This window comes from Microbacterium sp. ZW T2_14 (genome assembly GCF_044987405.1).
In the GTDB taxonomy this organism is placed as follows: Bacteria; Actinomycetota; Actinomycetes; order Actinomycetales; family Microbacteriaceae; genus Microbacterium.
Map to the genome: position 1 here is coordinate 1 of NZ_JBJDRK010000058.1, position 25447 is coordinate 25447.

At 70.5% G+C, this 25447-nt stretch carries 24 protein-coding genes; 16 read left to right on the forward strand and 8 right to left on the reverse strand.

The window, feature by feature from the left end; translation table 11 throughout:
- Positions 1-410 (forward strand): iron chaperone (locus ACI3KY_RS16730; RefSeq protein WP_404931277.1); only part of this gene is annotated, 410 nt, incomplete at its 5' end.
- Positions 411-421: 11 nt separating this feature from the next.
- On the opposite strand, the gene ACI3KY_RS16735 is transcribed toward ACI3KY_RS16730, so the two are convergent.
- Positions 422-817 carry a winged helix-turn-helix transcriptional regulator gene (locus ACI3KY_RS16735; protein WP_404931278.1) on the reverse strand — a complete coding sequence of 132 codons (396 nt, stop codon included), beginning with the start codon at positions 815-817 and terminating at the stop codon, positions 422-424.
- 93 nt (positions 818-910) lie between these two features.
- Here ACI3KY_RS16735 and ACI3KY_RS16740 point away from each other — a divergent pair, with 93 nt between their 5' ends.
- Positions 911-1771 carry an NAD-dependent epimerase/dehydratase family protein gene (locus tag ACI3KY_RS16740; RefSeq protein WP_404931279.1) on the forward strand — a complete coding sequence of 287 codons (861 nt, stop codon included), beginning with the start codon at positions 911-913 and terminating at the stop codon, positions 1769-1771.
- An 82-nt stretch (positions 1772-1853) separates the two neighbouring features.
- Here ACI3KY_RS16740 and lysE read toward each other — a convergent pair whose 3' ends face one another.
- The gene (lysE, locus tag ACI3KY_RS16745; protein WP_404931280.1) at positions 1854-2621 is read right to left on the reverse strand and encodes an L-lysine exporter; all 768 of its coding nucleotides are present in this window, start codon (positions 2619-2621) and stop codon (positions 1854-1856) included.
- Between the two features lie 71 nt (positions 2622-2692).
- On the opposite strand from lysE, the gene ACI3KY_RS16750 reads away from it, so the two are divergent.
- Positions 2693-3583 (forward strand): LysR family transcriptional regulator ArgP, encoded by an 891-nt coding sequence (locus ACI3KY_RS16750; RefSeq protein WP_404931281.1) that lies wholly within the window; start codon positions 2693-2695, stop codon positions 3581-3583.
- 34 nt (positions 3584-3617) lie between these two features.
- On the opposite strand, the gene ACI3KY_RS16755 is transcribed toward ACI3KY_RS16750, so the two are convergent.
- Entirely contained in the window at positions 3618-4574 is a 957-nt protein-coding gene (locus ACI3KY_RS16755; protein ID WP_404931299.1) for an NADP-dependent oxidoreductase, read from the reverse strand.
- Positions 4575-4841: 267 nt separating this feature from the next.
- A complete protein-coding gene (locus tag ACI3KY_RS16760; RefSeq protein ID WP_404931282.1) occupies positions 4842-6035 on the reverse strand; it encodes an ROK family protein in 1194 nt (397 codons plus the stop codon).
- A gap of 114 nt (positions 6036-6149) precedes the next feature.
- On the opposite strand from ACI3KY_RS16760, the gene ACI3KY_RS16765 reads away from it, so the two are divergent.
- The 7 genes from ACI3KY_RS16765 to ACI3KY_RS16795 all read left to right on the forward strand — a co-directional run bounded on the left by ACI3KY_RS16765 (position 6150) and on the right by ACI3KY_RS16795 (position 13560).
- Complete coding sequence (locus tag ACI3KY_RS16765; RefSeq protein WP_404931283.1) at positions 6150-7256, forward strand: Gfo/Idh/MocA family protein; 1107 nt, start codon at positions 6150-6152, stop codon at positions 7254-7256.
- The gene (locus ACI3KY_RS16770) at positions 7253-8836 is read left to right on the forward strand and encodes a sugar ABC transporter ATP-binding protein (protein WP_404931284.1); all 1584 of its coding nucleotides are present in this window, start codon (positions 7253-7255) and stop codon (positions 8834-8836) included. The genes ACI3KY_RS16765 and ACI3KY_RS16770 overlap by 4 nt, the downstream gene beginning before the upstream one ends.
- Entirely contained in the window at positions 8833-9933 is a 1101-nt protein-coding gene (locus tag ACI3KY_RS16775) for an ABC transporter permease (RefSeq protein WP_404931285.1), read from the forward strand. Before ACI3KY_RS16770 ends, ACI3KY_RS16775 begins: the two co-directional genes overlap by 4 nt.
- Positions 9930-11009: an ABC transporter permease gene (locus ACI3KY_RS16780; RefSeq protein WP_194413163.1), complete on the forward strand. Its 1080-nt coding sequence runs from the start codon at positions 9930-9932 to the stop codon at positions 11007-11009. Before ACI3KY_RS16775 ends, ACI3KY_RS16780 begins: the two co-directional genes overlap by 4 nt.
- Positions 11010-11023: 14 nt before the next feature.
- Positions 11024-12223 (forward strand): substrate-binding domain-containing protein, encoded by a 1200-nt coding sequence (locus ACI3KY_RS16785; RefSeq protein WP_404931286.1) that lies wholly within the window; start codon positions 11024-11026, stop codon positions 12221-12223.
- 150 nt (positions 12224-12373) lie between these two features.
- Positions 12374-13231: a sugar phosphate isomerase/epimerase family protein gene (locus ACI3KY_RS16790; protein ID WP_404931287.1), complete on the forward strand. Its 858-nt coding sequence runs from the start codon at positions 12374-12376 to the stop codon at positions 13229-13231.
- A 17-nt stretch (positions 13232-13248) separates the two neighbouring features.
- On the forward strand, positions 13249-13560 hold the full coding sequence (locus ACI3KY_RS16795) for a Dabb family protein (RefSeq protein ID WP_404931288.1): 312 nt from the start codon (positions 13249-13251) through the stop codon (positions 13558-13560).
- 6 nt (positions 13561-13566) lie between these two features.
- Here the strand turns inward: ACI3KY_RS16795 and ACI3KY_RS16800 are convergent, their stop codons facing one another.
- The 3 genes from ACI3KY_RS16800 to ACI3KY_RS16810 form a co-directional block, all read right to left on the reverse strand.
- Positions 13567-14031 carry a MarR family winged helix-turn-helix transcriptional regulator gene (locus ACI3KY_RS16800; protein ID WP_404931289.1) on the reverse strand — a complete coding sequence of 155 codons (465 nt, stop codon included), beginning with the start codon at positions 14029-14031 and terminating at the stop codon, positions 13567-13569.
- Positions 14032-14042: 11 nt separating this feature from the next.
- Entirely contained in the window at positions 14043-15818 is a 1776-nt protein-coding gene (locus tag ACI3KY_RS16805) for an MDR family MFS transporter (protein WP_404931290.1), read from the reverse strand.
- Positions 15819-16033: 215 nt separating this feature from the next.
- On the reverse strand, positions 16034-16717 hold the full coding sequence (locus tag ACI3KY_RS16810; protein WP_404931291.1) for a TetR/AcrR family transcriptional regulator: 684 nt from the start codon (positions 16715-16717) through the stop codon (positions 16034-16036).
- A gap of 162 nt (positions 16718-16879) precedes the next feature.
- Between ACI3KY_RS16810 and ACI3KY_RS16815 the strand changes: the two genes are divergently transcribed.
- The 6 genes from ACI3KY_RS16815 to ACI3KY_RS16840 all read left to right on the forward strand — a co-directional run bounded on the left by ACI3KY_RS16815 (position 16880) and on the right by ACI3KY_RS16840 (position 24843).
- Positions 16880-18640 carry an amidohydrolase gene (locus ACI3KY_RS16815; RefSeq protein ID WP_404931292.1) on the forward strand — a complete coding sequence of 587 codons (1761 nt, stop codon included), beginning with the start codon at positions 16880-16882 and terminating at the stop codon, positions 18638-18640.
- Between the two features lie 76 nt (positions 18641-18716).
- Positions 18717-20381, forward strand: a complete 1665-nt coding sequence (locus ACI3KY_RS16820) for an ABC transporter substrate-binding protein (RefSeq protein WP_404931293.1) — start codon at positions 18717-18719, stop codon at positions 20379-20381.
- 66 nt (positions 20382-20447) lie between these two features.
- A complete protein-coding gene (locus tag ACI3KY_RS16825) occupies positions 20448-21404 on the forward strand; it encodes an ABC transporter permease (protein WP_404931294.1) in 957 nt (318 codons plus the stop codon).
- Positions 21401-22336: an ABC transporter permease gene (locus tag ACI3KY_RS16830; RefSeq protein ID WP_404931295.1), complete on the forward strand. Its 936-nt coding sequence runs from the start codon at positions 21401-21403 to the stop codon at positions 22334-22336. The genes ACI3KY_RS16825 and ACI3KY_RS16830 overlap by 4 nt, the downstream gene beginning before the upstream one ends.
- Positions 22333-24291 (forward strand): dipeptide ABC transporter ATP-binding protein, encoded by a 1959-nt coding sequence (locus ACI3KY_RS16835; RefSeq protein WP_404931296.1) that lies wholly within the window; start codon positions 22333-22335, stop codon positions 24289-24291. Before ACI3KY_RS16830 ends, ACI3KY_RS16835 begins: the two co-directional genes overlap by 4 nt.
- A 48-nt stretch (positions 24292-24339) precedes the next feature.
- Positions 24340-24843, forward strand: coding sequence for a 2'-5' RNA ligase family protein (locus tag ACI3KY_RS16840; protein WP_404931297.1), 504 nt, complete (start codon positions 24340-24342; stop codon positions 24841-24843).
- A 39-nt stretch (positions 24844-24882) separates the two neighbouring features.
- Here ACI3KY_RS16840 and ACI3KY_RS16845 read toward each other — a convergent pair.
- Positions 24883-25447, reverse strand: a 565-nt coding sequence (locus ACI3KY_RS16845) for a recombinase (protein ID WP_404931298.1), incomplete at its 5' end; no start/stop codon positions are given.

Consider the following 25447-nt stretch of genomic DNA (forward strand, 5'->3'; position numbering starts at 1 on the left):
CGCGAGGCGGGCCGGTGGGCCAGGATGCCGCCATGGGAACCGTCGACGACTACCTCGAGAGCCTCGACTCCGACGACAGGCGGGTGGTCTCGCACGTGTTCGACGTCGTCCGCGAGCTGCACCCGGACGTCACGCAGGGAAAGAGCTACGGCATGCCCGCGCTGCTCTACCGCGACAAGGCCCTCATCGCCGTGATGCGGACGAAGAAGCACATCGGGGTGTACCCGTTCAGCGGGCGCGTTCCGGAGGTCGTCGCGGACTCGCTGACCGGCGCCGACCGCGATGCGCTGGACTTCGACAAGGGCACCATCCGGTTCCAGCCCGACAAGCCGCTGTCCGACGACACCATCCGGGCCATCGTGTCGGCGCGGGTCGCCGAGATCGAGGATCCCTCGCTCCGCAAGCGCTGAACGGGATCGGTTCACTCGCCGCTCGCAACGGCAGCGCGCTCGCGTGAGGCAAGCAGTTCGGGGACGTGCTGCTCGGCCCACTCGCGCATCGCCTGGATCGGCTCCAGCAGCGAACAGCCGAGCTCGGTGAGTGTGTACTCCACCCGCGGCGGCGACTCGCGGAAGGCCTGCCGGGAGACCAGGCCGTCGGCTTCGAGCGCCCTCAGCGTCTCGGTCAGCACCTTCGCGGTCACCACGCCCACGCGGGCCTTGAGATCCGTGAACCGCTTCGGCCGGCCGTCCGCCAGCGCGAGAATGACGAACATCGTCCAGCGCTCGCCGATTCGCCCGAACACGATGCGGCTCGGACACGCGGGGTCGAGCACATCCATCGGGGGCGTGGGGCGCGGGGCGAAGTCGTCACTCATCGCGTGCTCGTCTCTCTCGCGTCGGCGGTCGGCTCGGTTACCTCCCGGGAAGTTCCGTTGAAGTAACCGGTATCGAATTCATACTGTTGCCGAATGAGGATTCTACTGACCGGTTCGACCGGATACATCGGCTCCGCCCTGCTCGAGCGCCTGGTCGCGTCGGGCCATGAGGTGGTCGCCGTCGTGCGCACACCGGGGGCGGCGGCGCAGGTGCACGCGCGCGGCGCGCTCGCCGCGCAGGGCGACGTGACGGACCGAGCCTGGTTCGCGGAGCAGCTCGACGCGGCGGATGCCGCCGTGCACACCGCCGCGCCCTCGGACGGCGCCCCCGCATTCAACACGGCGGTGGTCGACACCGTCATCGCCGCGTACTCCCATACGGACAAGCGGTTCGTGCTGACGAGCGGTGTCTGGGTGTGGGGCTCCGGCGCGGAGATCGTCGAGACCGCACCGCTCTCCGCACCCGAACTCGTCGCGTGGCGGGTGGCGATCGAGGAGCGGCTGCTGGCCTCGCACGTCGATGCAACGGTGCTCGCCCCGGGCGTCGTCTACGGCCGAGGGAGGGGGCTGCTGAACCTGATCGTCGACGGTCCGCGGACACCCGACGGGGCGATCCGGCTGATCGGCGACGGAGAGCAGCACTGGAGCTGGGTGCATGTCGACGATCTCGCCCGGCTCTACGAACTCGCGCTGACCACGCCCGCGGCGCGCGGGCGCATCATCGCATCCGACGGTGCACCCACCACGGTGCGCGAGATCGGGGAGCGAGTGGCTGCTCGGGCAGGAGTGGTCGCCGCGACGGCGGAGGACACCTACGAACGTTTCGGCGTCGCCTTCGCCGATGCGCTCCTGCTCGACCAGCAGGCGACCGGCGCGCGTGCGCGCGCGCTCGGCTGGATCCCCGAGCACTCGAGCGTGCTCGACGAGATCGCGCTGCCTGCATCCGTCTGGTGACGCCGCGCGACGAGTGCCGAGCCGGTGGGATGCGATATCCGCCACGGCCGCCCGCGGCGGCCGTGGCGGAGATCGGGCAGCGTCAGTGGGGGAGCACCAGCGAGACGCCGAGGCCGATCATGACGACGGCGATCACGCCGTCGAGGATGCGCCACGCCCGCGGCGTCGACAGCCAGCGGCCGAGCAGCCGCGCCCCGAACGCGAGACCGAAGAACCAGACCAGGCTCCCAGCCATGGCGCCGGCGGCGAAGAGCCAGCGGGCTTCTCCGTGCGTGTTCGCGACCGTGCCGAGAAGGAACACGGTGTCGAGGTACACATGAGGGTTGAGCCACGTGAGCGCCAGGCACGTGAGCACGACCGAGACCAGTCGCGTGCGGGGGCCCGTGGGCGAAGCTGTGCGGATGTCGCTGCGCACCTGCTCAGCCGAGACATCGGGCTCGAGGAGGAAGTCATCCGCGCCGGCGCGGGCCGGCTCGACGGAGGCGGCGCGGCGCCGAAGGGTGGTGTCGGGCGGAATCGTCGATTCTGCGGGTTCTTCGGTGTCTTCTGCTCCGAGAGCCGCCCCCGTCGGCTTCCACGCGCGTCGTGCGGCCAGCACACCGTAGGCGACCAGGAACAGCGCACCGGCCCAGCGGACCACGTCGATCAGCCAGGGCACGGCCTCCAGTACGAAGCCGACCCCCGAGACGCCGAGGGCGATGAGGACGGCATCCGAGACGGCGCAGATCGCCGCGACTGCGAGCACGTGTTCCCGGCGCAGGCCCTGGCGCAGCACGAAGAGGTTCTGCGCGCCGATCGCGATGATGAGTGACAGACCGAGGCCGAGGCCTGCGAGGACGGGAGAGAGCACCCTTCGACGGTACGAGCGGTGGTGACAGTAGTCCAGCTCACGGATCTTCAGTACCATTAGCCGTAGTTAAGATGCGCATTCCCTTCGAGCTGGCCGAGACACTCGCCGTCGTCGTCGACGAAGGCACCCTCGACGCCGCCGCCCGCCGATTGCACGTCACGCCGTCGGCGGTCAGCCAGCGGATCAAGGCGCTGGAGGAGCAGCTGGGGCGGCTGGTGCTGGTGCGCTCCAAGCCGGTGCGGGCGACGGACGCGGGCACATCGGTGATCCGCCTGGCGCGACAGCTGGCGCTGCTCGAGCACGACGCGCTCGCCGAGCTCGGAGCCGACGACGGCGAGACGGCGGTGACGAGCGTGCCGCTGGCGGTCAACGCCGACTCGCTGGCCACGTGGTTCCTCGCCCCGATGGCGGACCTTGCGCGGCGGCATCCCGTCGTCTTCGATCTGCACCGTGACGACCAGGATTTCACCGCCGGACTGCTCGAATCGGGCACGGTGATGGGGGCGGTCACCTCGAGGGCAGTGCCCGTGGCAGGATGCCGCTCCTCGGCGCTCGGCGCGATGCGCTACGAGGCGGTTGCCACTCCCGGCTACGTCGAGCGATGGCTGACGGGGGAGCGCGCGGAAGATCTCCCCCATGCACCGCTCGTGGACTTCGACCGCCGCGACGACCTGCAGAACGCGTGGCTCGCGCGGCAGGGGGTCGAGCCGGCCCGCCCGCCGCGGCACTACGTGCCCGCGTCGAACGACTTCGCGGCGGCCGTGCGTCTCGGCCTCGGGTGGGCGATGCTGCCGCGCTTCCAGTCGCACGATGCGCTGGAGCGCGGCGAGCTGGTGCTGCTGGGCGGCCCTCCGGTCGATGTGGCCCTGCACTGGCAGCAGTGGAACCTGCGCTCGCCGCTGCTCGACGCGATCGCCGGCGCCGTGGTGGCCGAGGGGCGCCGCGTGCTCGCCCCCGTCTGAACCTCTTCGGGGGCGACGCCGAGGGCGAGCGGGGTCAGCCGTCGCTGACGCGCAGCACGACCTTGCCGCGGGTGTGCCCGGTCTCGATGGCGCGGTGCGCCTCCGGTGCCTCGCCGAGCTCGAAGACCTGCTCGATGTATACCTGCACCGAGCCCGAGTCCAGCAGCCGGGCGATGGTCGCGAGCGCACCGCCGTCGGGGATGACCTTGTACGACGTGATGCGAACGCCCGCCTCCGCCGCCGCCTCGGCGTAGCCCGGCCACGAACCGGTCGGCACGAGCACGTAGAGACCGCCGCTGCGCAGCACCTCCAGAGACCGGGTGGCCGTCTCGGCCTGCACGTTGCCGACCAGGTCGATGACGACATCGACCTCGCCGACGACCTCTTCGAACCGCGTCGTCGTGTAGTCGATGACCACGGAGGCGCCGAGCTCGCGCAGCCACGACGCGTTGCGACCCGATGCGGTGACGGTGACGTGGGCGCCGAAGTACGCGGCGAACTGCACCGCGAAATGTCCGACTCCGCCGCTGCCCGCGTGGATCAGCATGCGCTGCCCCTCGTGCGCGTGGGCGGTCTCGACCACCAGCCCCCACGCCGTCAGCGCGGCCAGGGGCACACCGGCCGCTTCGACGTGCGAGAGCGCCGCCGGCTTGCGTGCGACCGAGAGCGACGGCGCCACCACGTATTCGGCATACGTGCCGCCCGTGCGAGGGAACGACGCCATGCCGAACACCTCGGTGCCCGGCGGAAAGGCGTGCGCCTCATAGGGGCTCTTCACCACGATGCCGCTGAAGTCGTATCCGAGGGTGGCCGGGTACGCGTCGATCGCGCCCGCCACACCGGCGCCGGCGCGGGTCTTCGCGTCGATCGGATTGACGCCCGCAGCGACCACCCGCACCAGCAGCTCGCTGAGCACGGGGGAGGGGACGGGAACGGATGCCGCGTGCAGGGCGTCGGGCGCGCCGGCGGCGTCTACGACCATGGCGCGCATGTCGGCGGGCGGTGCTGCCACGGGGGCGAGCGGTGCTTCGGGTGTCGATCGCAGCGGTCGGATCATCGTGCCGCACTCCTTCCGCGGGGGTGCCGGCGTCGGCACCAGAACTGAACCCGGTGCAGACAGTCAACCCTGCGTTCGTCTCACCCGTGTTACGCCGGTGCTACCGGTGGGGGTCGGTGTACCACTGACATCAGGAGCAAGGCTCATGGGGGCGAGTGGTGGCACACGATTGCCGAATGTTCCATGTGGACCGACCGCTCGTCACGTGCGGACGGCGCGGGCCTCCACCGCCGATGGCGAGAGCACCTGCTGGGTGACCATGATCGCCGCGCCCAGCACCCCCGCCGTGTCATCGGCCTGGGACTGGACGATGCCCAGATGCTGTGTCGCCAGCGGAATGGAGCGACGGTAGACGACCTCGCGGGCACCGGCGAGGAGGTGCTCGCCGGCGCGTGCCACGCTGCCGCCGATCACGATCACCGACGGGTTGAGCATGTTGACGACGGTGGCGAGCACCTCGCCGACCTCTCGGCCCGCCTGCCGCGTCGCCGTGATCGCCGCCGGGTGACCGGCGCGCACGAGCGCGACCACGTCCGAGCTGCCGGCCGTCTCGATGCCCTGCGCGCGCAGATCGGCGGCGATGGCGGTGCCGCTCGCGATGGCCTCCAGGTCGCGCTGATCCCCGGGGGGACGGGGCGAGTCGTGGCTGAAGGGCACCTGCACGTGGCCCATGTCGCCCGCCGAGCCCTGCGCGCCGCGCTGCAGCGCGCCGCCCGAGATGATGCCGGCGCCGATGCCGGTGGACACCTTGACGAAGATGAGATCGGCGACTCCCGGCCAGCTGAGGGCCTGCTCGCCCAGGGCGAGGATGTTGACGTCGTTGTCGACGAGGACGGGCACGTCGAAGCTGCGCTGCACATAGTGCGGGACGTCGAACCGGTCCCACCCGGGCATGATGGGCGGGTTCGTCGGGCGGCCGGTGGAGTGCTCGACCGGGCCGGGTACGCCGATGCCCACGCCGACCACCTGCGACGCCGGGATGCCGCGATGCTCGAGGAGGGCGGCGGCCTCCGCGATCACCGAGTCGAGTACGCGCTCCGGGCCGCCCGCGATGTCGAGCGGGTGCGTGTTGGCGGTGAGGATGTTCGCTGCGAGGTCGGCGAGTGCGACGGTGGCGTGCGTCGCCCCGAGATCGACAGCGATCACGATGCCGGCCAGAGGGTTGAAGGCGACCCGGGCGGGCGGGCGTCCGCCGGTTGAGGCGGCTTCGCCGGCGGGGCGCACGAGGCCGGCGGCCAGGAGAGCGTCGACGCGGCCGGAGACGGTGGAGCGCGCCAGGCCGGTGAGCGTGGCGAGCTCGGCCTTGGTGCGGGCACGGCCGTCGCGGAGGATCTGGAAGATCTCGCCCGCACCGTTGCCGCCGGCGGCTCCGCTGCCGCGCACTGCATCGACCATGGCGACAGTAAAGCACAGGCTTCCAGCGGGCCTGCTGGCGACTTGAAGATCACAACCAGGTCACTTTTGACGAACATGTGGCAAAAGTCGGAGGGCTCGTGCCATGATCGCGGCATGACTACGGAAGTCATCGACATCGGTGTCGACACCGTCCACACGGGGCTCGTGGGCGGCGGCTTCATGGCGCGGGTTCATGCCGCAGCGGCCCGGCGCGCGGGTGCCCGCCTGACAGCGGTGGCATCATCGAGCCGCGGGCGCGCCGAGACGGCTGCGCGGGAACTCGGCGTCGCACGGGCCGAGGACGATGCGGCCCGGCTCTTCGCGGCATCCGATGTCGATGTGGTGCACATCTGCACCCCCAATGCGACCCATGCGCCCCTCGCAGCGGCGGCGCTCGCCGCCGGCAAGCATGTTGTCTGCGAGAAGCCGCTCGCCACGTCGGTCGCCGATGCTCGGGCGCTCGCGCAGGCAGCGGATGACGCCGGTGTGGTCGCGGCGGTGCCGTTCGTATACCGCTACCACCCGATGGTCCGCGAGGCGCGTGCGCGCGTCGCCTCGGGCCGCATCGGCACGCTCCTCACCCTCGAGGGTGCGTATCTGCAGGACTGGATGCTGCGGCAGGACGACGACGACTGGCGGGCGGATGCCGCGACCGGTGGTGCATCGCGTGCCTTCGCGGACATCGGCTCGCACCTGTGCGACCTGGTCGAGTTCGTCACGGGGGAGCGCATCGTGCGCCTCGCAGCCCGCACGCGCCGGATCTTCGATGAGCGGCGGGGCCGGACGGTGACCAACGAGGACGTGGCCGCCGTCCTGATCGAGACGGAGTCCGGCGCCCTCGGCACCCTCCTCGTGTCGCAGACGGCTCCGGGACGCAAGAACGCCCTGGTCATCGAGCTGCACGGCAGTCGCCGCAGCATCCGCTTCGATCAGGAGCGCCCCGAGGAGCTGTGGATCGGCGCGCGGAAGGGCTCACGGCTCACGCTGCGCGACCCCGCCACGGCAGCCCCCGACGCGGCCCGACTGCAGTCGCTTCCGGCCGGGCATCCGATGGGGTATCAGGACGCATTCGACGGCTTCGTCGCCGATGTCTATCGCGCGATCGCCGGCGAGCCGCCCGAGGGCCTGCCCACCTTCGCAGACGGGGTGCGTGCCGCCGTCGTCACCGATGCCGTGCTCGAGTCCGCGGAGCGCCGATCCTGGATCGAGGTCCCCGCATGAGCGACACGATGCTGTCAGACACGCCGGTGCCGTCGGGCGGCCCCGAGGTCGTCCTGCGCGCACAGGGGATCTCGAAGTCGTTCTTCGGCGTGCGCGTCCTCACCGACATCGACATCGACGTCCGCCGCGGCGAGGTGCACGGACTGGTCGGCGAGAACGGCGCGGGCAAGTCCACGCTCATGAAGATCCTCGCCGGCGTGCACCACGCCGACGCCGGCTCGGTGGAGTTCGAGGGCCGCCCCGTGGCGTTCACCCATCCGCGCCAGGCGATGGATGCGGGGCTGGTGACGGTGTTCCAGGAGTTCAATCTCCTGCCCGAGCGCACGGTGGCGCAGAACGTCTTCCTCGGCCGTGAACCCCGCCGAGGCGGGTTCATCGACGACAAGGGGATGCAGCGTCACACCCGGACGCTCCTCGAAGGACTCGGCGTCACGTTCATCGACCCGGGTGCGCGCGTGGGATCGCTCACCGTCGCCGAGCAGCAGATCGTCGAGATCGTCAAGGCGCTCTCGTTCGACGCGCGCGTCATCTCGATGGATGAGCCGACAGCGGCCCTGAGCGATCACGAGGTGGAGCTCCTCTACGCGATCATCCGCAAGCTGACCGCCCGTGGCGTGGCGGTCGTCTACGTCTCGCACCGGCTCAAGGAGATCTTCGACCTCTGCGACCGCATCACGATCTTGAAGGACGGCGCGCGGGTCTCGACGGACGCCACGGCGGACCTGACCGACGCTGAGCTCGTCCGCCGCATGGTCGGCCGGCCGCTCCAGTCCTATTTCCCCGGCCCCGTCGAGGGCACCGTGCTCGGAGCCCCCCGGCTGGAGCTGACCGGCTGCGGCAACGAGTTCGTGGACGGTGTCTCGCTGACACTGCGGGCGGGCGAGATCGTGGGACTCGCGGGCCTGCAGGGTTCCGGTCGTACAGAGCTCGTCGAGGGCATCTTCGGCGTCCACGGGTTCACCCGCGGGTCGGTGATCCTCGACGGCCGGTCCGTGCGCTTCACGAGCCCGCGAACCGCCGTCCGTGCCGGTCTCGCGCTCGTCACCGAGGACCGCAAGGCCCAGGGGCTCGCCCTCGGCCAGTCCGTGCTCGACAACTCGCTGCTCGTGGTCCGCAGCGTCTTCGCCGGACGCACCGGCGCATCGCGCAAGCGCGTCCCCGGCATCCTGAGCTCCCTCGAGGTGTCGTCGCGCGGCGTCGACCAGGAGGCGCGGTTCCTCTCGGGCGGCAACCAGCAGAAGGTCGTGCTCGCGAAATGGCTCGTGACCGACCCCCAGGTCGTGCTGTTCGACGAGCCCACCCGCGGCATCGATGTCGGCGCCAAAGTCGCGGTGTACCAGCTCATGCGCCAGCTGGCCGCGGAGGGCAAGGCGGTGCTCATGGTCTCGAGCGAGCTGCCCGAGGTGATCGGCATGAGCGATCGGATCCTCGTGATGCGCGACGGCGAGCTCGCCGCCGAGCTTCCCGCGCGCTCCGCGGAGCATGAGGTGCTCGCCGCCGCGACGGGGTCGATGGACACGGCGGCGGCGGCAGCCGAGATCGCCGATCCCCGCCTCGAGGACGGAGGGGACCGGCCGTGAAGCGCATCAGAGTCGACTCGACGGTCATCGTGCTCGGCATCCTCATCCTCGTCATCGCCGTGGGGGCGATCCTGGTCGCGACCGTCGGCCGCAGCTTCTTCAGCCCCGGCAACATCCGCGACATCCTCACCGGCATGAGCGTGCTCGGGCTGGTCGCCATCGGGCAGACGCTCGTCATCCTGGGCGCGTCGCTCGACCTCTCCGTCACCTATGTCATCAGCCTCGCGAGCCTCATCGCAGCCACCACCATGAACGGCAACCCGGCCAACATCCCGTGGGCGGTGGCGCTGACCCTCATCGTCTGTGCGGCCATCGGACTGGCGAACGGGCTCATCGTGACGGTGCTGAAGGTGAACGGATTCATCGCGACCCTCGGCGTCGGCCTGATTCTGCAGGGCGTCCTCAACACCAGCTTCCAGGGCAGCGCCGGATCGGTGCCGTGGGCATTCCAGCTGATCGGCGCGACCGGCGTCGGGCCGCTTCCCGTGTCGTGGATCATCATGATCGCGCTCGCCGCGGTGGTGTGGTTCCTCCTCGGGCGCACGCGCACCGGTGCCCACCTGTTCGCCGTGGGCGGCGACCCCGAGGTCGCACGACTCTCGGGCGTGCGCACGAGGCCGCCGCTGATCGTGGCGCATGTCCTGTGCTCGGTGTTCGCCGGTCTGGCGGGACTGCTGCTGGCGAGCCGGCTGGGAGTCGGCAGCCCCACGGTCGGGCAGCAGGGCGGCTACGCGCTCCTCTCGATCGCGGCCGTCGTGCTGGGCGGCACCCTGCTCATGGGCGGCCGCGGATCGGTCTGGGGCACCATCGGCGGTGTCGCGATCTTCGCGGTGGTCGACAACGTCATGAGCGTCATGCAGGTGAACCCCTTCCTCAAGGATGTCGTCCGGGGCGTCGTGATCGTCGCGGCTGTCGCCGTGTACAGCCGCCGGGCGATCGTCCGGCGCCGCACACGCTTCGGGCCGGGCGGCACGAGGACCGGCGGCGATGCGCCTGCCGAGGCGGCCGCGCCGGCGATGGTGGCGGCGACCCAGGCGCTCGAAGCGGAGGCCGATGCGGCCGATGGCGGCGCATCGATGCAGGGAGGTGCACGATGAAGTTCCTCACAGCCCTCGTCAGCCCCCGCGGCGCCGTCTTCCTGCTGCTGGTGATCCTGCTCGTCGCCGTCATGGTGCTGAATCCGAACTTCGCGGAGCCCGGGCAGCTCATGCGCTACATCCAGCGAGTGGCCCCGGTCGCCATCGTCGCGATCGGCCAGTACTTCGTCATCATCGCGGGCGAGTTCGACCTGTCGCAGGGCTCTCTGATCACCGCGCAGGTGATCGTCGCCGGCAACCTCGTCGCCCAGGACGACGCACGCACCGTCCCGGTGCTCTGCCTGATGGTGGTGCTCGGACTCGTCGTCGGACTCGTGAACGGCCTGCTGACGACGCTCCTCAAAGTGCCGTCGTTCATCGTGACGCTCGGCATGATGCTCGCCCTCCTGGGCCTCGTGCTGTGGTGGACCGGCGGCGCAGCCACCGGCAACCCGGCCGACAGCTTCCGTCAGATCGGCCGCGGCGGCATCCGCGATATCCCGGTGCTCGACTTCCTGCCCTGGTCGGTGCTCGTGCTGGCAGCGTGGCTCGCGCTCGGCATCTGGGTCACCAAGCGCCCGCTGGGCAAGCTCCTCATCGCGATCGGCGACAACGCCCGGGCGACGCGCTATTCCGGCGCGCGCGACTGGTGGGTGACCACGCGTGCCTTCATGATCTCGTCGCTGTCGGCGACGGTCTCGGCGGTGCTGCTCGTGGGTTATGCCGGCGTGCACCCGTCGGTGGGCCGAGGCTACGAGTTCGTCGCGATCACGGCGGTCGTGCTCGGCGGCGTCGTGCTCGGCGGTGGGCGGGGCTGGATCGTCGCCGCGGTGGCCGGAGCCTTCGTGCTAGAGGCGCTCTTCCTGCTCCTGAACATCGCCGGCGTCCCATCGTCGCTGCGCGACGCCGTCCAGGGCGTCATCATCATCGCCGCCGTGGCGTACTCGGGACTCGTCTTCCGATCCCGCAGACGCGGCGGCGCACCACAGACCCCTCCCTCTCCGGGGAAGGAACCCGACGCGCCCGACGGCGCCGAGGAGTCGTCCGCAACACAGGCCCTCGCAGGCGAGGGCGCCGCACCGAACAACAGGAGTTAGCAATGCGACGATCAATGAAGATCGCCACCACAACGGTGGCGCTCGTCGGCCTCTTCGCCCTCGCGGGGTGCACGACCGACCCGAACGTGGCACCACCGGACTCGTCGGCGGAGCCGACCGAGGACGGCGGCGCCAACGAGTGGTTCGACCAGGCGCTGTTCGACACCCAGATGGCGCAGCGAGAGGTCGTGCCCGAAGGCCCCGAGGACGAGCCGTATCTGCAGCACATCGACGCCGAGATGATCGACACGTCGGAGTACGCGAGCACCGGTCCGAAGAAGGCGTGCTTCGCGAACGCCTCCATCTCGAACCCGTGGCGCCAGACCGGCTGGATCACCATGAACCAGCAGCTGAAGGTGCTGCAGGAGCAAGGCGTCATCAGCGAGATGGAGACGCGCGACGCGCAGGACTCCGACGACACGCAGATCGCCGACATCGACTACTTCATCTCGGAGGGCGGCTGCGACGTCTTCATCATCTCGCCGAACAGCACGGCCGCGATGACCCCGGCGGTCGAGCGCGCGTGCGATACCGGAAAGCCCGTGATCGTGTTCGACCGCGGCGTGGAGACCGACTGCCCGGTGACGTTCATCCATCCCATCGGCGGCTTCGCCTGGGGCATCGACACCGCGCAGTTCCTCATCGACAACCTCGAGGAGGGCGACAAGGTGGTGGGACTCCGCATCCTTCCCGGCGTCGACGTGCTCGAGCAGCGCTGGGCCGCCGCCGAGTACATGTTCGAGGAGGCCGGCATCGAGGCGGTCGACTACTTCACCGGCGCCGACCCCGCTGAGATCAAGAGCATCATCAGCGACGAGCTCGCGAAGGGCGACGTCGCGGGCATCTGGATGGATGCCGGTGACGGCGCCGTCGCGGCGATCGAGGCGTTCGAGGATGCCGGTGTCGACTACCCCGTCATGACGGGTGAGGACGAGATGAGCTTCCTGCGCAAGTGGAAGGAGACCGGCCTCACCGGTCTGGCTCCGGTCTACTCCAACTTCCAGTGGCGCACCCCGCTGCTGGCGGCGCAGAAGATCTTCGCCGGCGAGGAGATCCCCAAGGAGTGGGTGCTGCCGCAGAGCCCGATCACCGCGGAGGAGGTCGACCAGTACCTCGAGGCGAACGACGGCATGCCCGACGGCCACTACGCCAAGTTCGGCGGGGAGAACCTGCCGGGCTACCCCGAGGTCTGGCAGGAGCGCCAGATCCCGTAAGTCACGCGCTGCGCGACGTTGCGTCTCTGCGTTTCGACTCGCAGGCTCGCTCAACGACCGCGTTCCTCGCTCGCTCAACGACCGGCATCGTGTCCGGTCGTTGAGCGAGCGCCAGCGAGACGAAACGCCCCACGCAGGCGAAGGAGAGTCATGCAGCGCACGATCGGCGTCAACACCTGGGTGTGGACCTCGCCGCTGACCGACGAATCGCTCGCCGAGCTCGCGCCGAAGATCGCCGGCATGGGCTTCGGCGCGATCGAGCTCCCGCTCGAGAATGCGGGGGACTGGGATGCCGGACGCGCCGGCGACCTCCTCGCCTCACTGGCGCTGCAGCCCGTGGTGATCGGAGCGATGGGGCCGGGACGCTCGCTGGTCGACCGCGCGGGCAACGTGCCGGCGACCCAGGCCTACCTGCGCACCTGCCTGGCCGCCGCGCGCCGGGTCGGGGCATCCGTCGTCGCGGGCCCGTTCTATGCGCCCACCGGGGTGACCTGGCGCATGACCGCCGACGAGCGTGTCGAGGTCGTCGCGCAATTGCGGCGCAACCTCGCGCCTCTTGTGGACGAGGCCGCCGCAGAGGGTCTCGCGCTCGCTGTCGAGCCGTTGAACCGCTATGAGACGAGCGTGATCAACACGGTCGAGCAGGGCCTGGACGCGCTCGCGCCGCTGCTCGGCTCGGGGCTCGGGCTGGCTCTGGACACGTACCACCTCAACATCGAGGAGAAGCGACCGGAGGCGGCCATCCGCTCCGCCGCCGGACACATCGCCCACGTGCAGGTGTGCGGCAGCGACCGCGGTGCGGTCGGCGACGACCACACCGATTGGCCCGCCACCCTGGCGGCGCTGGACGATGCCGGGTACGGCGGCATCCTCGGGCTGGAGAGCTTCACCGGTGAGAACGCCACCATCGCGGTAGCCGCCTCGGTCTGGCGACCGCTCGCCTCGAGTCAGGACGATCTGGCCGAACGCACGCTCAGATACCTCACGGCGCTGCAGGCGCAGCGCTGACGCGGCAGACTCGACCCATGTCTCTTCCGCATGCCGCCCTTCAGCACACCGTCGTCTTCCGCCTGGTCCACGCAGCCGAGTCGCCGGAGGAGGCGGCATTCCTCGCGGACGGCCGGGCCGCGCTCACATCGATCCCGGGCGTCGAGGACTTCCGGGTGAACCGCCAGGTGAGTGCGAAGAGCGGTCTCCGCCATCAGTTCTCGATGGTCTTCGCCGACGAGGCCGCCTACCGCACCTACAACGACCACCCGACCCACGTGGCCTTCGTGGCGGAGCGCTGGGTGCCGGAGGTCGCGGAGTTCCAGGAGTACGACTTCGTCGAGGCGTGACCCGCGTCAGGAGGTCGGGCGCTCGCCGAGGGTGAGCGCGTGCAGCAGGCGCGTCAGGTTCAGGATGTCGTCGACCGGCCACTCGTCGAGGGCGTCGACCAGCAGGCTCTCCTGAGGCGCCCGCGCCTCCGCGAGCCGCTCCAGCCCGAACGGCGTGGGGGAGAGCAGGCTCGAGCGGCCGTCGTCGGGGTCGGGCGTGCGCAGGATCAGACCGAGCTGCTCGAGCTCGCGCACCGTCCGGCTGATCTGGCCCTTGTCGGCCATGAGGGACTCGGCCAGCGCCGACAGCGTGATGCTCTCGCGACGGACGATGGTGGTGAACACCTTGTAGGCGCCGGGCAGCATGCCGGGGCTCACGCGGTTCGCGTTCTCGGTGATGATCCGCCGGAAGCGGGTGATCAGCTCCCCGAACTCCGCCTCGAGGGCGCGCACCGCATCGGTGCGCGCCGCTCGAGTGTCTTCGGAGGTCATCGTGTTCGACATTATCGCCGGGTGACGTTCGAATCGTCCGTGGCGTCCTCCGCCGACCCGGTCGTGGCGCTGCCGGTACCGGAGGTGGAGGCCGCGGCATCCGTCGTCTTCACCGTCGCCGTGGCGGTCAGCACATCCATGCCCTCGGCGACCGAGACCGTGGCGAAGTCGGCCTCGCTGGCCTGCACGCGCTCGCTCGTCGTCATGCGGGTGAGCGGCTTGTTCGGCAGGAAGATGATCGCGATGAGGCTGATCACGGCCAGCGGCACGGCGATCAGGAACGAGTGGGCGATGGCCTGGGCGTAGATGTCCTCGACGATCACGCGGATCGCCTCGGGCAGCGCCGACACCTGGGGGATGGTGCCCGACTGGAGCTGCTCGCCGATGGCCGCGCCCTTCTCGCCGAGCGTCATGAGCGCGGCGAGGATGTCGTCCTTGCGGTCGGTGAACAGGTTGGTCGCCGAGGTGGCGAGCGCCGCGCCCATGACCGACACGCCGATGGTGCCGCCGAGGCTGCGGAAGAACGTCACACCCGAGCTCGCAACACCGATCTCACTCGGCTTCGCGGTGTTCTGCACGATGAGCACGAGGTTCTGCATCGTCATGCCGACACCTGCTCCGAGCAGGAACATGTACAGCGAGACCAGCACGAAGTTCGTGTCGTAGTGGATCGTCGACAGCAGGTACGAGCCGGCGATCAGCAGCACGCCACCCAGGATGAGGAACGGCTTCCAGGTGCCGGTGCGGGTCACGAGTCCACCGATCACGATCGATGCCAGCAGCAGGCCGGCGATCATCGGGATCGTCATCAGGCCGGCCTCGGTCGGCGTCGCACCGCGCGCCAGCTGCATGTACTGGCTGAGGAAGACCGACGTGCCGAACATCGCGATGCCGATGGAGATCGACGCGATGACCGCGAGCGTGAACGTGCGGTTGCGGAACATGGTGAGCGGAACGAGCGGCTCCTTCGAGCGCAGTTCGACGATCACGAACAGCACGGCTGCCAGCAGCGCGCCGCCGACCATCAGGATGGTCTCGGTGCTCCACCAGTCGTAGTCCTTGCCCGCGTTGGTCACCCAGATGAGCAGAAGCGAGACGGCGGTCGACAGCAGCACGATGCCGAAGTAGTCGATCCGCGCCTTGACCTTCGGGCGAGCCGGCAGGTGCAGCGTGCGCTGCATGATGATGAGTGCGGCGACCGCGAAGGGCAGCGCGATGAAGAAGTTCCAGCGCCAGTCGATCGTGTCGGTGATGAAGCCGCCGAGGAGCGGGCCGCCGACGGTCGCGACGGCCATGACAGCACCGAACAGGCCCATGTAGCGGCCACGCTCGCGCGGGCTGATGATGTCGGCCATGATGACCTGGCTGAGGGCGGCGAGACCGCCGGCGCCGATGCCCTGCACGGCGCGGAACGCGATGAGCGTGCCGGTGTCCTGCGAAAAGCCGGCAGCCGCCGTCGCGAGCACGAAGATCACGATGGCGATCTGGATGAGGAGCTTGCGGTTGAACAGGTCGGCGAGCTTGCCCCAGACGGGGGTGGAGATCGCGGTGGTCAGCAGCGTGGCCGTGACGACCCACGTGAATGCCGCCTGGTCGCCGCCCAGGTCGTGGACGATGACGGGCAGCGACGTCGAGACGACGGTCGACGCGAGCATCGACACGAACATGCCGAGCAGCAGCCCGGTGAGCGCCTGCAGCACCTTGCGGTGACGGCGCTTCTCGTCGTCGACGGTGCTGCCGGCGGCGGAAGTGGCGACCGACCCGGTCGCGGGGGTGGACGTAGCCATAGGAGTCCTTCTCGCTGGTGTTGATTCGAGGGGGTGCGGCGACGGTGGCGCAGAAGATGGTTGACATGGGTCAACAGTTGATATGGGTCAACTATACACCCGATGGTTGATGTGCGTCAACTATCAGAGCAGATGAAGGCTCGGCGGACGTTCGGCCGCGGCATCCGTTCACAGAGCTCAGGATGTCGCCGGCCCCGCAGCGTGACGCAGGGGGCTCAGACGGGACGCGCGGTGCGCTCGGCGGAGCGGATGACCCACTCGACGCCGAGCGAGTAGAGCTCGCGGTCCTCGAGCTCCAGCAGCTGCGGCGAGATCTGGGCGATGTGCGGGTGCTTGATGGGATCGACCAGCAGCGGGCCCTCGAACCAGGGGCTGGGGTCTGACGGTGCGGCGCTGCCGCGCTCGGTCCGCGCCCGCGCGACGCCTGCTGCCGATGAGAGCACGTGCGTCGCCAGGAGGGCGTAGTGCTGGACGAGGTCCTCGCCTGTCAGGCCCGCGCGAGAGAAGGCGTCCAGCATGAACTCGATCGCGTCGAGCTCGCCGGGGCCGTGCGTGGTGAGCACGATGGCCTCCTGCCCGATGGCGGGGTAGCGGGAGAGCTCGCTGAGCGTGGCGGCCGCGAACTGGCGCAATCGCTCCTGCCACTGCTCGGGCGGCGCGGTGACGGCGGCGAGGCTGCGCATGGTGAGCTCGTCGAGCAAGGCGCCCATGAGGTCGTCCTTGCTGCGGAAATGCCGATAGATGGCGGTGGGGTCGGCCCCGAGCTTGGCGCCCAGCTCGCGAACGGAGACGGATGGCGATCCCGCCGTCTCGGCGAGCTCCAATCCGGCCGCGATGATCGTGGCGCGGTCCAGGCGCCTGCCGCCGGCCTTCTCGGTCGCTCCGCTGCGTGCCGCCATCTTCCCGCTTCCGTCACCGTTCATCGTGCCACGGCATCTCAGTACGACGCCGTGACGCCCGAGCATACCGGGTGCGATCTCGAATTGGTCAACGCCGTTGACAACGACGATGACGCACGTCTATCGTCAAGCAACCCCGCTCGATGACGAAGGAGAGGTCCCGTGACCGCTGCCGTTCCCGACGACGCACAGACGCCGTTCGCAGACACCGTGTTCACCGGAGGCGCGCTGTTCAGCTCCGACCTCGTCACCGCGGGCAGTCCTGCGGCGCTGACAGGCTTCGCCGTCGCGGTGCGCGGTGGCCGCATCGCCGCCGTGTGCGCCGAGGAGGCGGCATCCGTCTTCATCGGCCCCGAGACCGAGGTGGTCGATCTGGCGGGTGCGCTGCTGGCCCCGGGCTTTCAGGACGCGCACATCCATCCCATGTCGGGCGGCGTCGAGCTGCTGCAGTGCAACCTCACCGGCTCCGAGGACGCCGCCGATGCGCTGGCGACGATCGCCCGCTACGCCGCGGAGAACCCCGATGCGGAATGGATCGTGGGCGGCGGCTGGTCGATGGACCACTTCCCCGGCGGCGCGCCGCTGCGCGGAGCGCTCGACGCCATCGTGCCCGGCCGGCCGGTGCTGCTCGCCAGCCGCGACCACCATTCCTCCTGGGCCAACACTGCGGCGATCCGCCTCGCCGGAGTGGATGCCGCGACCGCGGACCCTGCCGACGGGCGCATCGAGCGCGAGGCGGACGGCTTCCCGGCGGGCACTTTCCACGAGGGAGCGACCGACCTCTTCGCCGGCGTTCGGCCCACCGTCTCGGAGGATCTCGCTTACGCGGGCCTCCTGCGTGCCCAGGAGGACCTGCTCGCGCAGGGCATCACAGGATGGCAGGACGCGCTCGTGGGCAACTTCCCCGGGATCGCGGGCGGGCTCGCGTCGTACCGGCGCGCACTCGCAGACGGCACGCTCAAGGCGCACGTCGTGGGCGCGCAGTGGTGGGAGCGGGCCGACGGCATCGAGCAGCTCGACGACATGATCCGTCTGCGTGCCGAGATCGCCGAGCTCGGTCGCGAGGACCGGTTCTCGCTCACCTCCATCAAGCTCATGGTCGACGGGGTCGCCGAGAACCACACCGCGGCGATGCTGGAGCCGTACCGCGACGCGCACGGGCACGACACCGACAATCGGGGGCTGTCCTTCATCCCCGCCGAGCGGCTCGCCGAGTACGCGATCGCGGCCGACGCGGCCGGCTTCCAGCTGCACTTCCACGCCCTCGGCGACCGCGCCGTGCGCGAGGCGCTCGACGCGCTCGAGGCGGCCGCCGAAGCCAACGGCGACACCGACGGGCGGCACCACCTCGCCCACATCCAGATCATCGACGAGGCCGATGTGCCGCGCTTCGCAGCGCTCGGCGCGGTGGCGAACATGCAGCCGCTGTGGGCGTGCCACGAAGACCAGATGGACGAGCTGACGCTGCCGTTCCTCGCCGAGTCCGCGGCATCCCGTCAATACCCCTTCGGCGATCTGCAGCGCGCCGGCGTGCGCCTCGCCGGTGGCAGCGACTGGCCCGTTTCGAGCGCCGACCCGCTGGCCGGCGTGCACATCGCCGTCAACCGGGTCGCTCCATTGTCGGATGCCCCGCCGCTGGGCGGCGCGCACCAGCGACTGGATCTGGCGACCGCGCTCGCCGCGTACACGTCCGGCACCGCCTACGTGAACCACCGCGACCACGACACCGGCTACCTGCGCGCCGGGTACCTCGCGAACCTCGTGGTCGTCGAGCCCGACCCCTTCGCGGTCCCGGCGGAGGAGCTCCACGCGTGCCGGGTCGCCTCGACCTGGATCGACGGCGAGCGGGTCTACGCCCGCGAAGACGCGGCGAACGTCAGCATCGGCGCGTCGTCGCCCGTGGCCGCGGCGAGCAACGGCTGACCCTTCACACGCCCACACCCACGCCCACCCGAGCCCCTTCTCCACCCGACACAGCCGTCTGAACCCGAGGAGCACCATGACCCCCACCCGACGAATCGCCCGTCGACCATCCGTCCGTCGACTCGGCGCTCTCGCAGCAGCCGGTCTCGCCGGCGTGCTCGTCCTGTCGGCGTGCAGCCCGGGTGACGCCGAGCCCGATGCGACCGCCGCGCCCGAATGGGAGCTCACCGCCCAGACGGCGGCGCCGTCCGCCGACATCGACTCGTTCACCTGGGTGAGCTATTCCGAGCCGTACTCGCTCGACTACGCCTACGCGTTCGACTACGCCGACAACCAGGTGCTCGCGAACGTGTGCGAGTCGCTGCTGCGCCTCAACCCCGACTACACGCTGTCGCCAGGCCTCGCAGAGTCGTTCGAGCATCCGACCCCCGAGACCTGGGTGTACACGATCCGCGACGGCGTCACCTTCCACGACGGCACGCCGCTCACGGCCGCCGACGTGGTCACCTCGATGAGCCGCCACCTCGACCCCGAGGTCGGCTCGTCGTGGTTCTCGGTGTACCAGAACGTCGCCGCGATCGAGCAGACCGGTGAGCGCCAGGTCACGGTCACGATGACCCGGCCGGACTCCCAGTTCAACCTCGCCATGGGCGGCTCGGCGGGAGTCGTCGAATCCGCCGCGACCCTGGCCGACAAGGGTGCGGACTACGGCAACTCCACCGGCCTCGTGAACTGCACCGGGCCCTTCGCGCTGGCCGACTGGAAGCCGGGCGAGTCGGTGACGCTGACGCGGTACGACGACTACTGGGACGACTCGCTGCGCGCTCACGCGGGCGAGGTCGAGATCCTCTTCATGACCGATCCCAACGCCCGCGTCAACGCTCTGAAGTCCGGCGAGGTGGACGGCGGGTGGATGATCCCCCCGGATGCGATCGCGCAGCTCCAGGGCTCCGGCAAGGGCGACGTGTACTTCGGTCTCAACACGGCTGTCGGCAGCCTGATCGTGAGCGATCTCGACGGTCCGCTCGGTGACCAGCGCGTGCGCCAGGCGCTGCTGATGGCGATGGACCGTCAGGGCATCATGGATGCCGCGGCCCAGGGCTACGGCGAGGTCACAGACGCGCTCACCACCGAGTCGGTCTGGGTCGGCGCGAGCGAGGGGGCGCTCGATCAGGCGTTCGACGGGCTCGAGGAGTATCCGTACGACCTCGACGCGGCGAAGAAGCTCATCGACGACGCGGGCGTCGCGGGCGAGGAGATCGTCATCGCGACGGCACCGCTCGGCAACGACTTCGCCGTGATCTCGCAGGGCGCGGCGGCCGCCGCGCAGTCGATCGGCCTGAAGGCGACCATCCAGACCGTCAGCCCGAGCGCGTACACGGCGCTGTTCTCCGACCCGACCGCGCGCGAGGGCGTCGACCTCTTCTACACCTCCTGGTACCTCTCGAGTCCCGACCCCCTCGAGATGTACGGCGTGCTGCGCACCGGCGAGTTCAGCAACTACGGCGGCTGGAGCGACCCCGACTTCGACGCACTCGTGGACGAGGCCGTGGCGATCGACGACCCCGCGCAGCGCAGCGAGGTCACGGCTCAGGCGCAGCGCATCGCGAACGAGCAGCTGCCCTGGCTGCCTTTGTTCGAGGGGCCGATGACCGTTTTCCTGGGGGACCGCGTGACCGGTGTCGCACCGTCGGTGGCGTTCCTCTACTACCCATGGGCGGCGACCATTGGCTCGCGGTGACCGGAGCGGGGCGCCCGCACTCCGTGCCGCGCCGTGTCCGGCCGGCTGGGCGGGGGAGGTCGCGTCATGATCGCCGTCCGCCGGATCGCGGGCAAGCTCGGCGGTCTGCTGCTCACGCTGTTCCTGGCATCGGTCCTCGTCTTCTTCTCGCGGTTCCTGGTGCCGGGCGACCCCGTCGCGTTCCTCCTGCGAGGTCGCAAGCCGAGCCCCGAGGCGGTGGCGCAGATCACCGCGCAGTACGGGCTCGACCTGCCGCCGTGGCAGCAGTACCTGACGTGGGTGTCAGGCCTGCTGCACGGCGATCTGGGCCGCTCCCTGCAGTACCGGCAGGACGTGACGGTCGTGCTCGGCGAGCGTCTGCCGGTCACGCTCGGGCTCGTCGTGATGGCGGGGACGATGATCGCGGTCATCGGATTGACCGCCGGTGCGTTCGCGGCACTCTCGCGCGGGCGCATCGCCGATCGCTCGATCCTCATCGGACTCACGGTGCTGGGCGCCGTGCCGTCCTTCGTCGGCTCGATCGTGCTCATCGCGGTCTTCGCGGTGCAGCTCGGCTGGTTCCCGTCGTTCGGGTCGGGCGACGGCTTCTGGGACACGGTGTACCACCTGGTGCTGCCGTCCATCGCGCTCGCGATCGTCTTCGTCGTGCTCGTGGGCAAGGTCACCCGCTCGTCGATGATCGAGCAGCTCGACCGTGAACATGTCGAGGTGGCGCTCAGTCGCGGCATCCGTCGCGGCACGGTCGTGCGCCGCCATGTCTTCCGCAACGCCGTCGGACCGATCCTGACGGTGAGCGGGATGCTGGTGGCCGGTCTGCTCGTGTCGAGCTCCATCGTCGAGGCGGCCTTCGGCCTCGCCGGCATCGGCTCGCTGCTGGTGCAGTCGGTCGACCGGCTCGACTTCCCGGTCGTGCAGGCGATCGTCCTCCTCGTCGTCACCGCGTTCGTGCTGGTCAACGCCGTGATCGACGTCCTCGAACCCTGGATCGACCCCCGATCCGCTGCCGGAGCCGGTGCCCGATGACTTCCACGACCCCCTTGCCGGCCGAGGCGCCGAGCCCGTCGAGCCCGCCGTCCGCGCCGAGCGCGTCACGCACGAGCCCTGCCACACTCGCCATCGGCGTGTTGCGGGCGCCTCGGCGGCGACGCGCCGGAATCACGCTCGTGATCGCCGTCGCGGTCGTCGCGGCGATGACCCTGGCCGCGATCTTCGCGCCGTTCCTCGCCCCGTACAACCCGGACGCCGTGGACTTCGCCGCGGTCAACGCCGGTCCGAGCGCCGCGCACTGGCTCGGCACCGACAGTCTGGGACGCGACACCCTGAGCCGCCTCATCTACGGTGCGCGCACGGCCCTGCTCGGGCCGCTCCTCGTGGTCATCGCGTCGACGGTGCTCGGCATCCTTCTCGGGCTGGTCGCGGGGTGGCGCGGCGGCTGGATCGATGCCGCACTCGGTCGCGTGTTCGACGTGCTCTTCGCCTTCCCGTCGCTGCTCATCGCGATCATGGCCGTGGCGCTGTTCGGCAAAGGCCTGGTCGCGCCGGTGATCGCCATGAGCATCGCCTACGCCCCGTTCGTCGCCCGCCTGACGCGCTCGCTCGTCGCTGCTGAGAGCAGCCGCCCGTACGTCGCGGCCTATCGCGTGCAGGGGTTCTCCGGCCCGTGGATCGCGCTGCGGCGCGTGCTGCCCAACGTCACCCCCATCGTCGGCGCGCAGTCGACGCTCAACTTCGGCTACGTGCTGGCGGAGCTCGCGGCACTGTCGTTCCTCGGTCTCGGCGTGCAGCCGCCCACCGCGGACTGGGGCGCGATGATCAACGAGGCGCAGGCCGGCCTCATCGGGGGACACTTCCTCCCGGCGATCGTGCCGGCAGTCGCCGTGGTCGTGGTCGTCGTAGCGGTCAACATCATCGGGGAAGACGTCTCCGATCGCATCGGAGGAGGGATCCCGGCATGAACGCACGCGATTCGGTCGTCGCGGATCCGGCAGCTGTCGGTGCCCCCGAGGGGCCTGCGGTGCTCGGCGACGCCCTGCTCGGCATCCGTGATCTGACGCTCGATCTCGCCGACGGCACGCGGTTGCTCCACGGCATCTCGCTCTCGGTCGCCGCGGGTGAGACCGTCGGCCTCGTCGGCGAGTCCGGCTCGGGCAAGTCGCTCACGGCCCGCACCGTGCTCGGCCTCCTCCCGGCGGGCGCCGTCACCGCCGGTCGGGTCGTGCTCGGCGGGGCCGACGTGCTGACCGCCACCTCGTCCGAGCTGCGCGGGCTGCGTCGTCACGGCGCGGCCATGATCTTCCAGGACCCGCGCGCCGGCATCAACCCGATGCGCACGATCGGCGACCACCTCACCGAGGCGCTGCGGCTGGCGGAGGGGTGGTCGACGGATGCCGCGACAGCACGCGCCGTCGAACTGCTGGCGGCCGTGCGCCTGCCGCGGCCCGAGGAGCACCTGCGCCAGTATCCGCACGAATTCTCGGGCGGCATGCTGCAGCGCGTCATGATCGCGGGTGCGCTCACCACGTCGCCGCGACTGCTGGTGTGCGACGAGCCGACCACCGCTCTCGACGTCACGACGCAGGCCGAGATCATCGGCGTGCTCAGCGAGCAGCGCGCGCGCCGCGCCATGGGCATGCTGTTCATCACGCACGACCTCAACCTCGCCGCCTCGCTCTGCGACCGCGTCTACGTCATGAGCGGCGGGCACATCGTCGAGCAGGGGCCTGCGCGCGACGTGCTGCGCCGGCCGCAGGCGGAGTACACCCGGCGCCTCGTGGCCGCGACGCCGACGCTCTTCACGAGTCCTCCGACGCCGACCGGGCACAGCGTCGGGGACTCTTCTGGACAGGACGACCTCCCGCATCCGCTGACAGGCGAGTCGTCGAAGGGCGGCGGACCTGCGCACGGCGATGGTGCGGATGCCGGCGGTGACACATCCGCGGGGAGCGGAGGACCGCCACGCGTGCCGATGCTCGAGGCGAGCGGGATCTCGAAGACCTATCACCGGCGCGGGAAGGACCCCGTGCGCGCTGTGGTCGACGCCTCGATCGCCGTGCCGCGTGGCGGCGCGCTCGGTGTGGTGGGGGAGTCGGGCTCGGGGAAGTCCACGCTGGCGCGCCTGATCGTCGGCCTCGAGAGCGCCGACGGCGGCGACATCCGCATCGACGGACGTGCACGGGCCGTTCCCCGCGGCCGGCGGGAGCGACTGGCGCACGCGCGCAGCGTGCAGATGGTCTTCCAGGATCCGTACCTCTCGCTGGATCCGCGCATCACCGCCGGTCGGGCGATCGAGGACGCCCTGCGCCTGCACGGCAGTGCTCGCGGCAAGAAGCGGCTGGATGCGACCGAGTCGCGCTCGCGAGTACGGGATCTTCTCGCGCAGGTGGGGCTGGGGGAGAAGCACGCGGCGGCGAGGCCCCGGACGCTCTCGGGCGGACAGCGCCAGCGTGTCGCGATCGCGCGCGCCCTCGCGATCGAACCTGACGTGCTCGTGATGGACGAGGCGACGAGCGCGCTCGACGTCTCGGTGCAGGCGCAGGTGCTCGACCTCGTCGACCGCATCCGGCGCGAGCGCGGCCTGACGGTGCTGTTCATCAGCCACGATCTGGCGGTGGTCCGGCGGGTGTGCGACGAGACCGTGGTGATGCGCCGCGGCGAGATCGTCGAACGCGGGCGCACCGACGAGCTGCTCGCCGACCCGCAGCACGCGTACACCCGGCTGCTCATCGACTCCGTGCCGAAGCCCGGCTGGGATCCTGCGCAGGCGGGCGCCGAGGTCGAGAAGGCCGGCATCGATGGCCGGAGCCCGGACAGTGGCGGCGGCGGTGGCGACCCCGAGCCGGTGGAGGCGGCCTCGGTGGAGGCGGCGAGGATCGAGGCTGCGAGGATCGAGGCGGCCGGACAGGCACGCTGAGCGCCGCGTCTCGTCGCGCGGCGCGGTCTCTGCGAGCAGGATGGAGGCGTGTTCAGTGTCGAGCTGATTCCGGATGCCGAGCTCGATCGCGCGGTCCGGGATGACTGGGATCGCCTGCTCGCGGCAGATCTGCCGAGCTCGGGCCGCAATCCCGCGCCGAGCAACCGCCCGCACCTGACGCTCGCGGTGCGGGACCGGCTCGATCCGTCGGCATTCGAGGGGGTCGCCGAGCTGCTGCCCGTCGCCCTCGAGCTCGCAGGAGTCGTGGTGCTCGGTCATCGCGACCGCTACGTGCTGGCGCGGCATGTCGTCGTGAGCTCGCAGCTGCTGGCGATCCACCGCGCCGTCGCGGAGATCGCGGGCCGACCCGAGCCGCGTTTCTCGAACACCGGGACCGACCGATGGACGCCGCACATCACGCTGGCGCGCGGGCTCACGGCCGCGAGACTCGCCACGGCGATGCGGCTGATCACGGCACCGAACTTCGTCGGGCAGGCGACCGGCGCGCGGGTGTGGGATGCCGATGCCCGGCGTGTGATCATGCTCCGATGAGCGGCCGGGCGCAGCCGCGCCGCGGCAGGCTCCGCGGGCTCAGTCGGCGAGGGCCAGCGCGCGGAACGGCTGGCGGGGCGCAGTCGGCGGCTGCGGCATCCGCTCACCCTGCTGCTGACGCGAGCGCGTCGTGCGCAGATAGAGCTCGTCGATGAGGGCGGTGGCGAGGCGGACGAGCTTCGCGATCTCGGCCTCGTCGCGATCCACCCACGCGCAGCGGGGCTCGTCGTCGACGGGCACGAAGCCGTCGTGCTGCTCCCAGGCCACGAGCGTGCGTTCGGCGCCGAGCACGTGCTGCTGCCACCAGACCTGCCGGAGGTAGGAACGCGGGATGCTGCGCCAGGCCTTGTTCGTCGTCTTGATCTCGGCGAGCGTGATGCGTCCCGACATATCGACGCCGATGCCGTCCGGTGTCGCAAGGTGCCGCTTCTCGACGACGGCGTGGAACAGCGCCGACGAGGGCTGGATGCCGTGGGTCGCGGCCACCCACGCCGCGATCTCAGGCTCACGCGCACGACCGTGCGCGGTGTACGCGTTGCCCGAGAAGCCCGAGCCGAGCAGCTTGGCGTCGGCGGCGCGGCCGATGGCCCGGTCGGACGTGAGG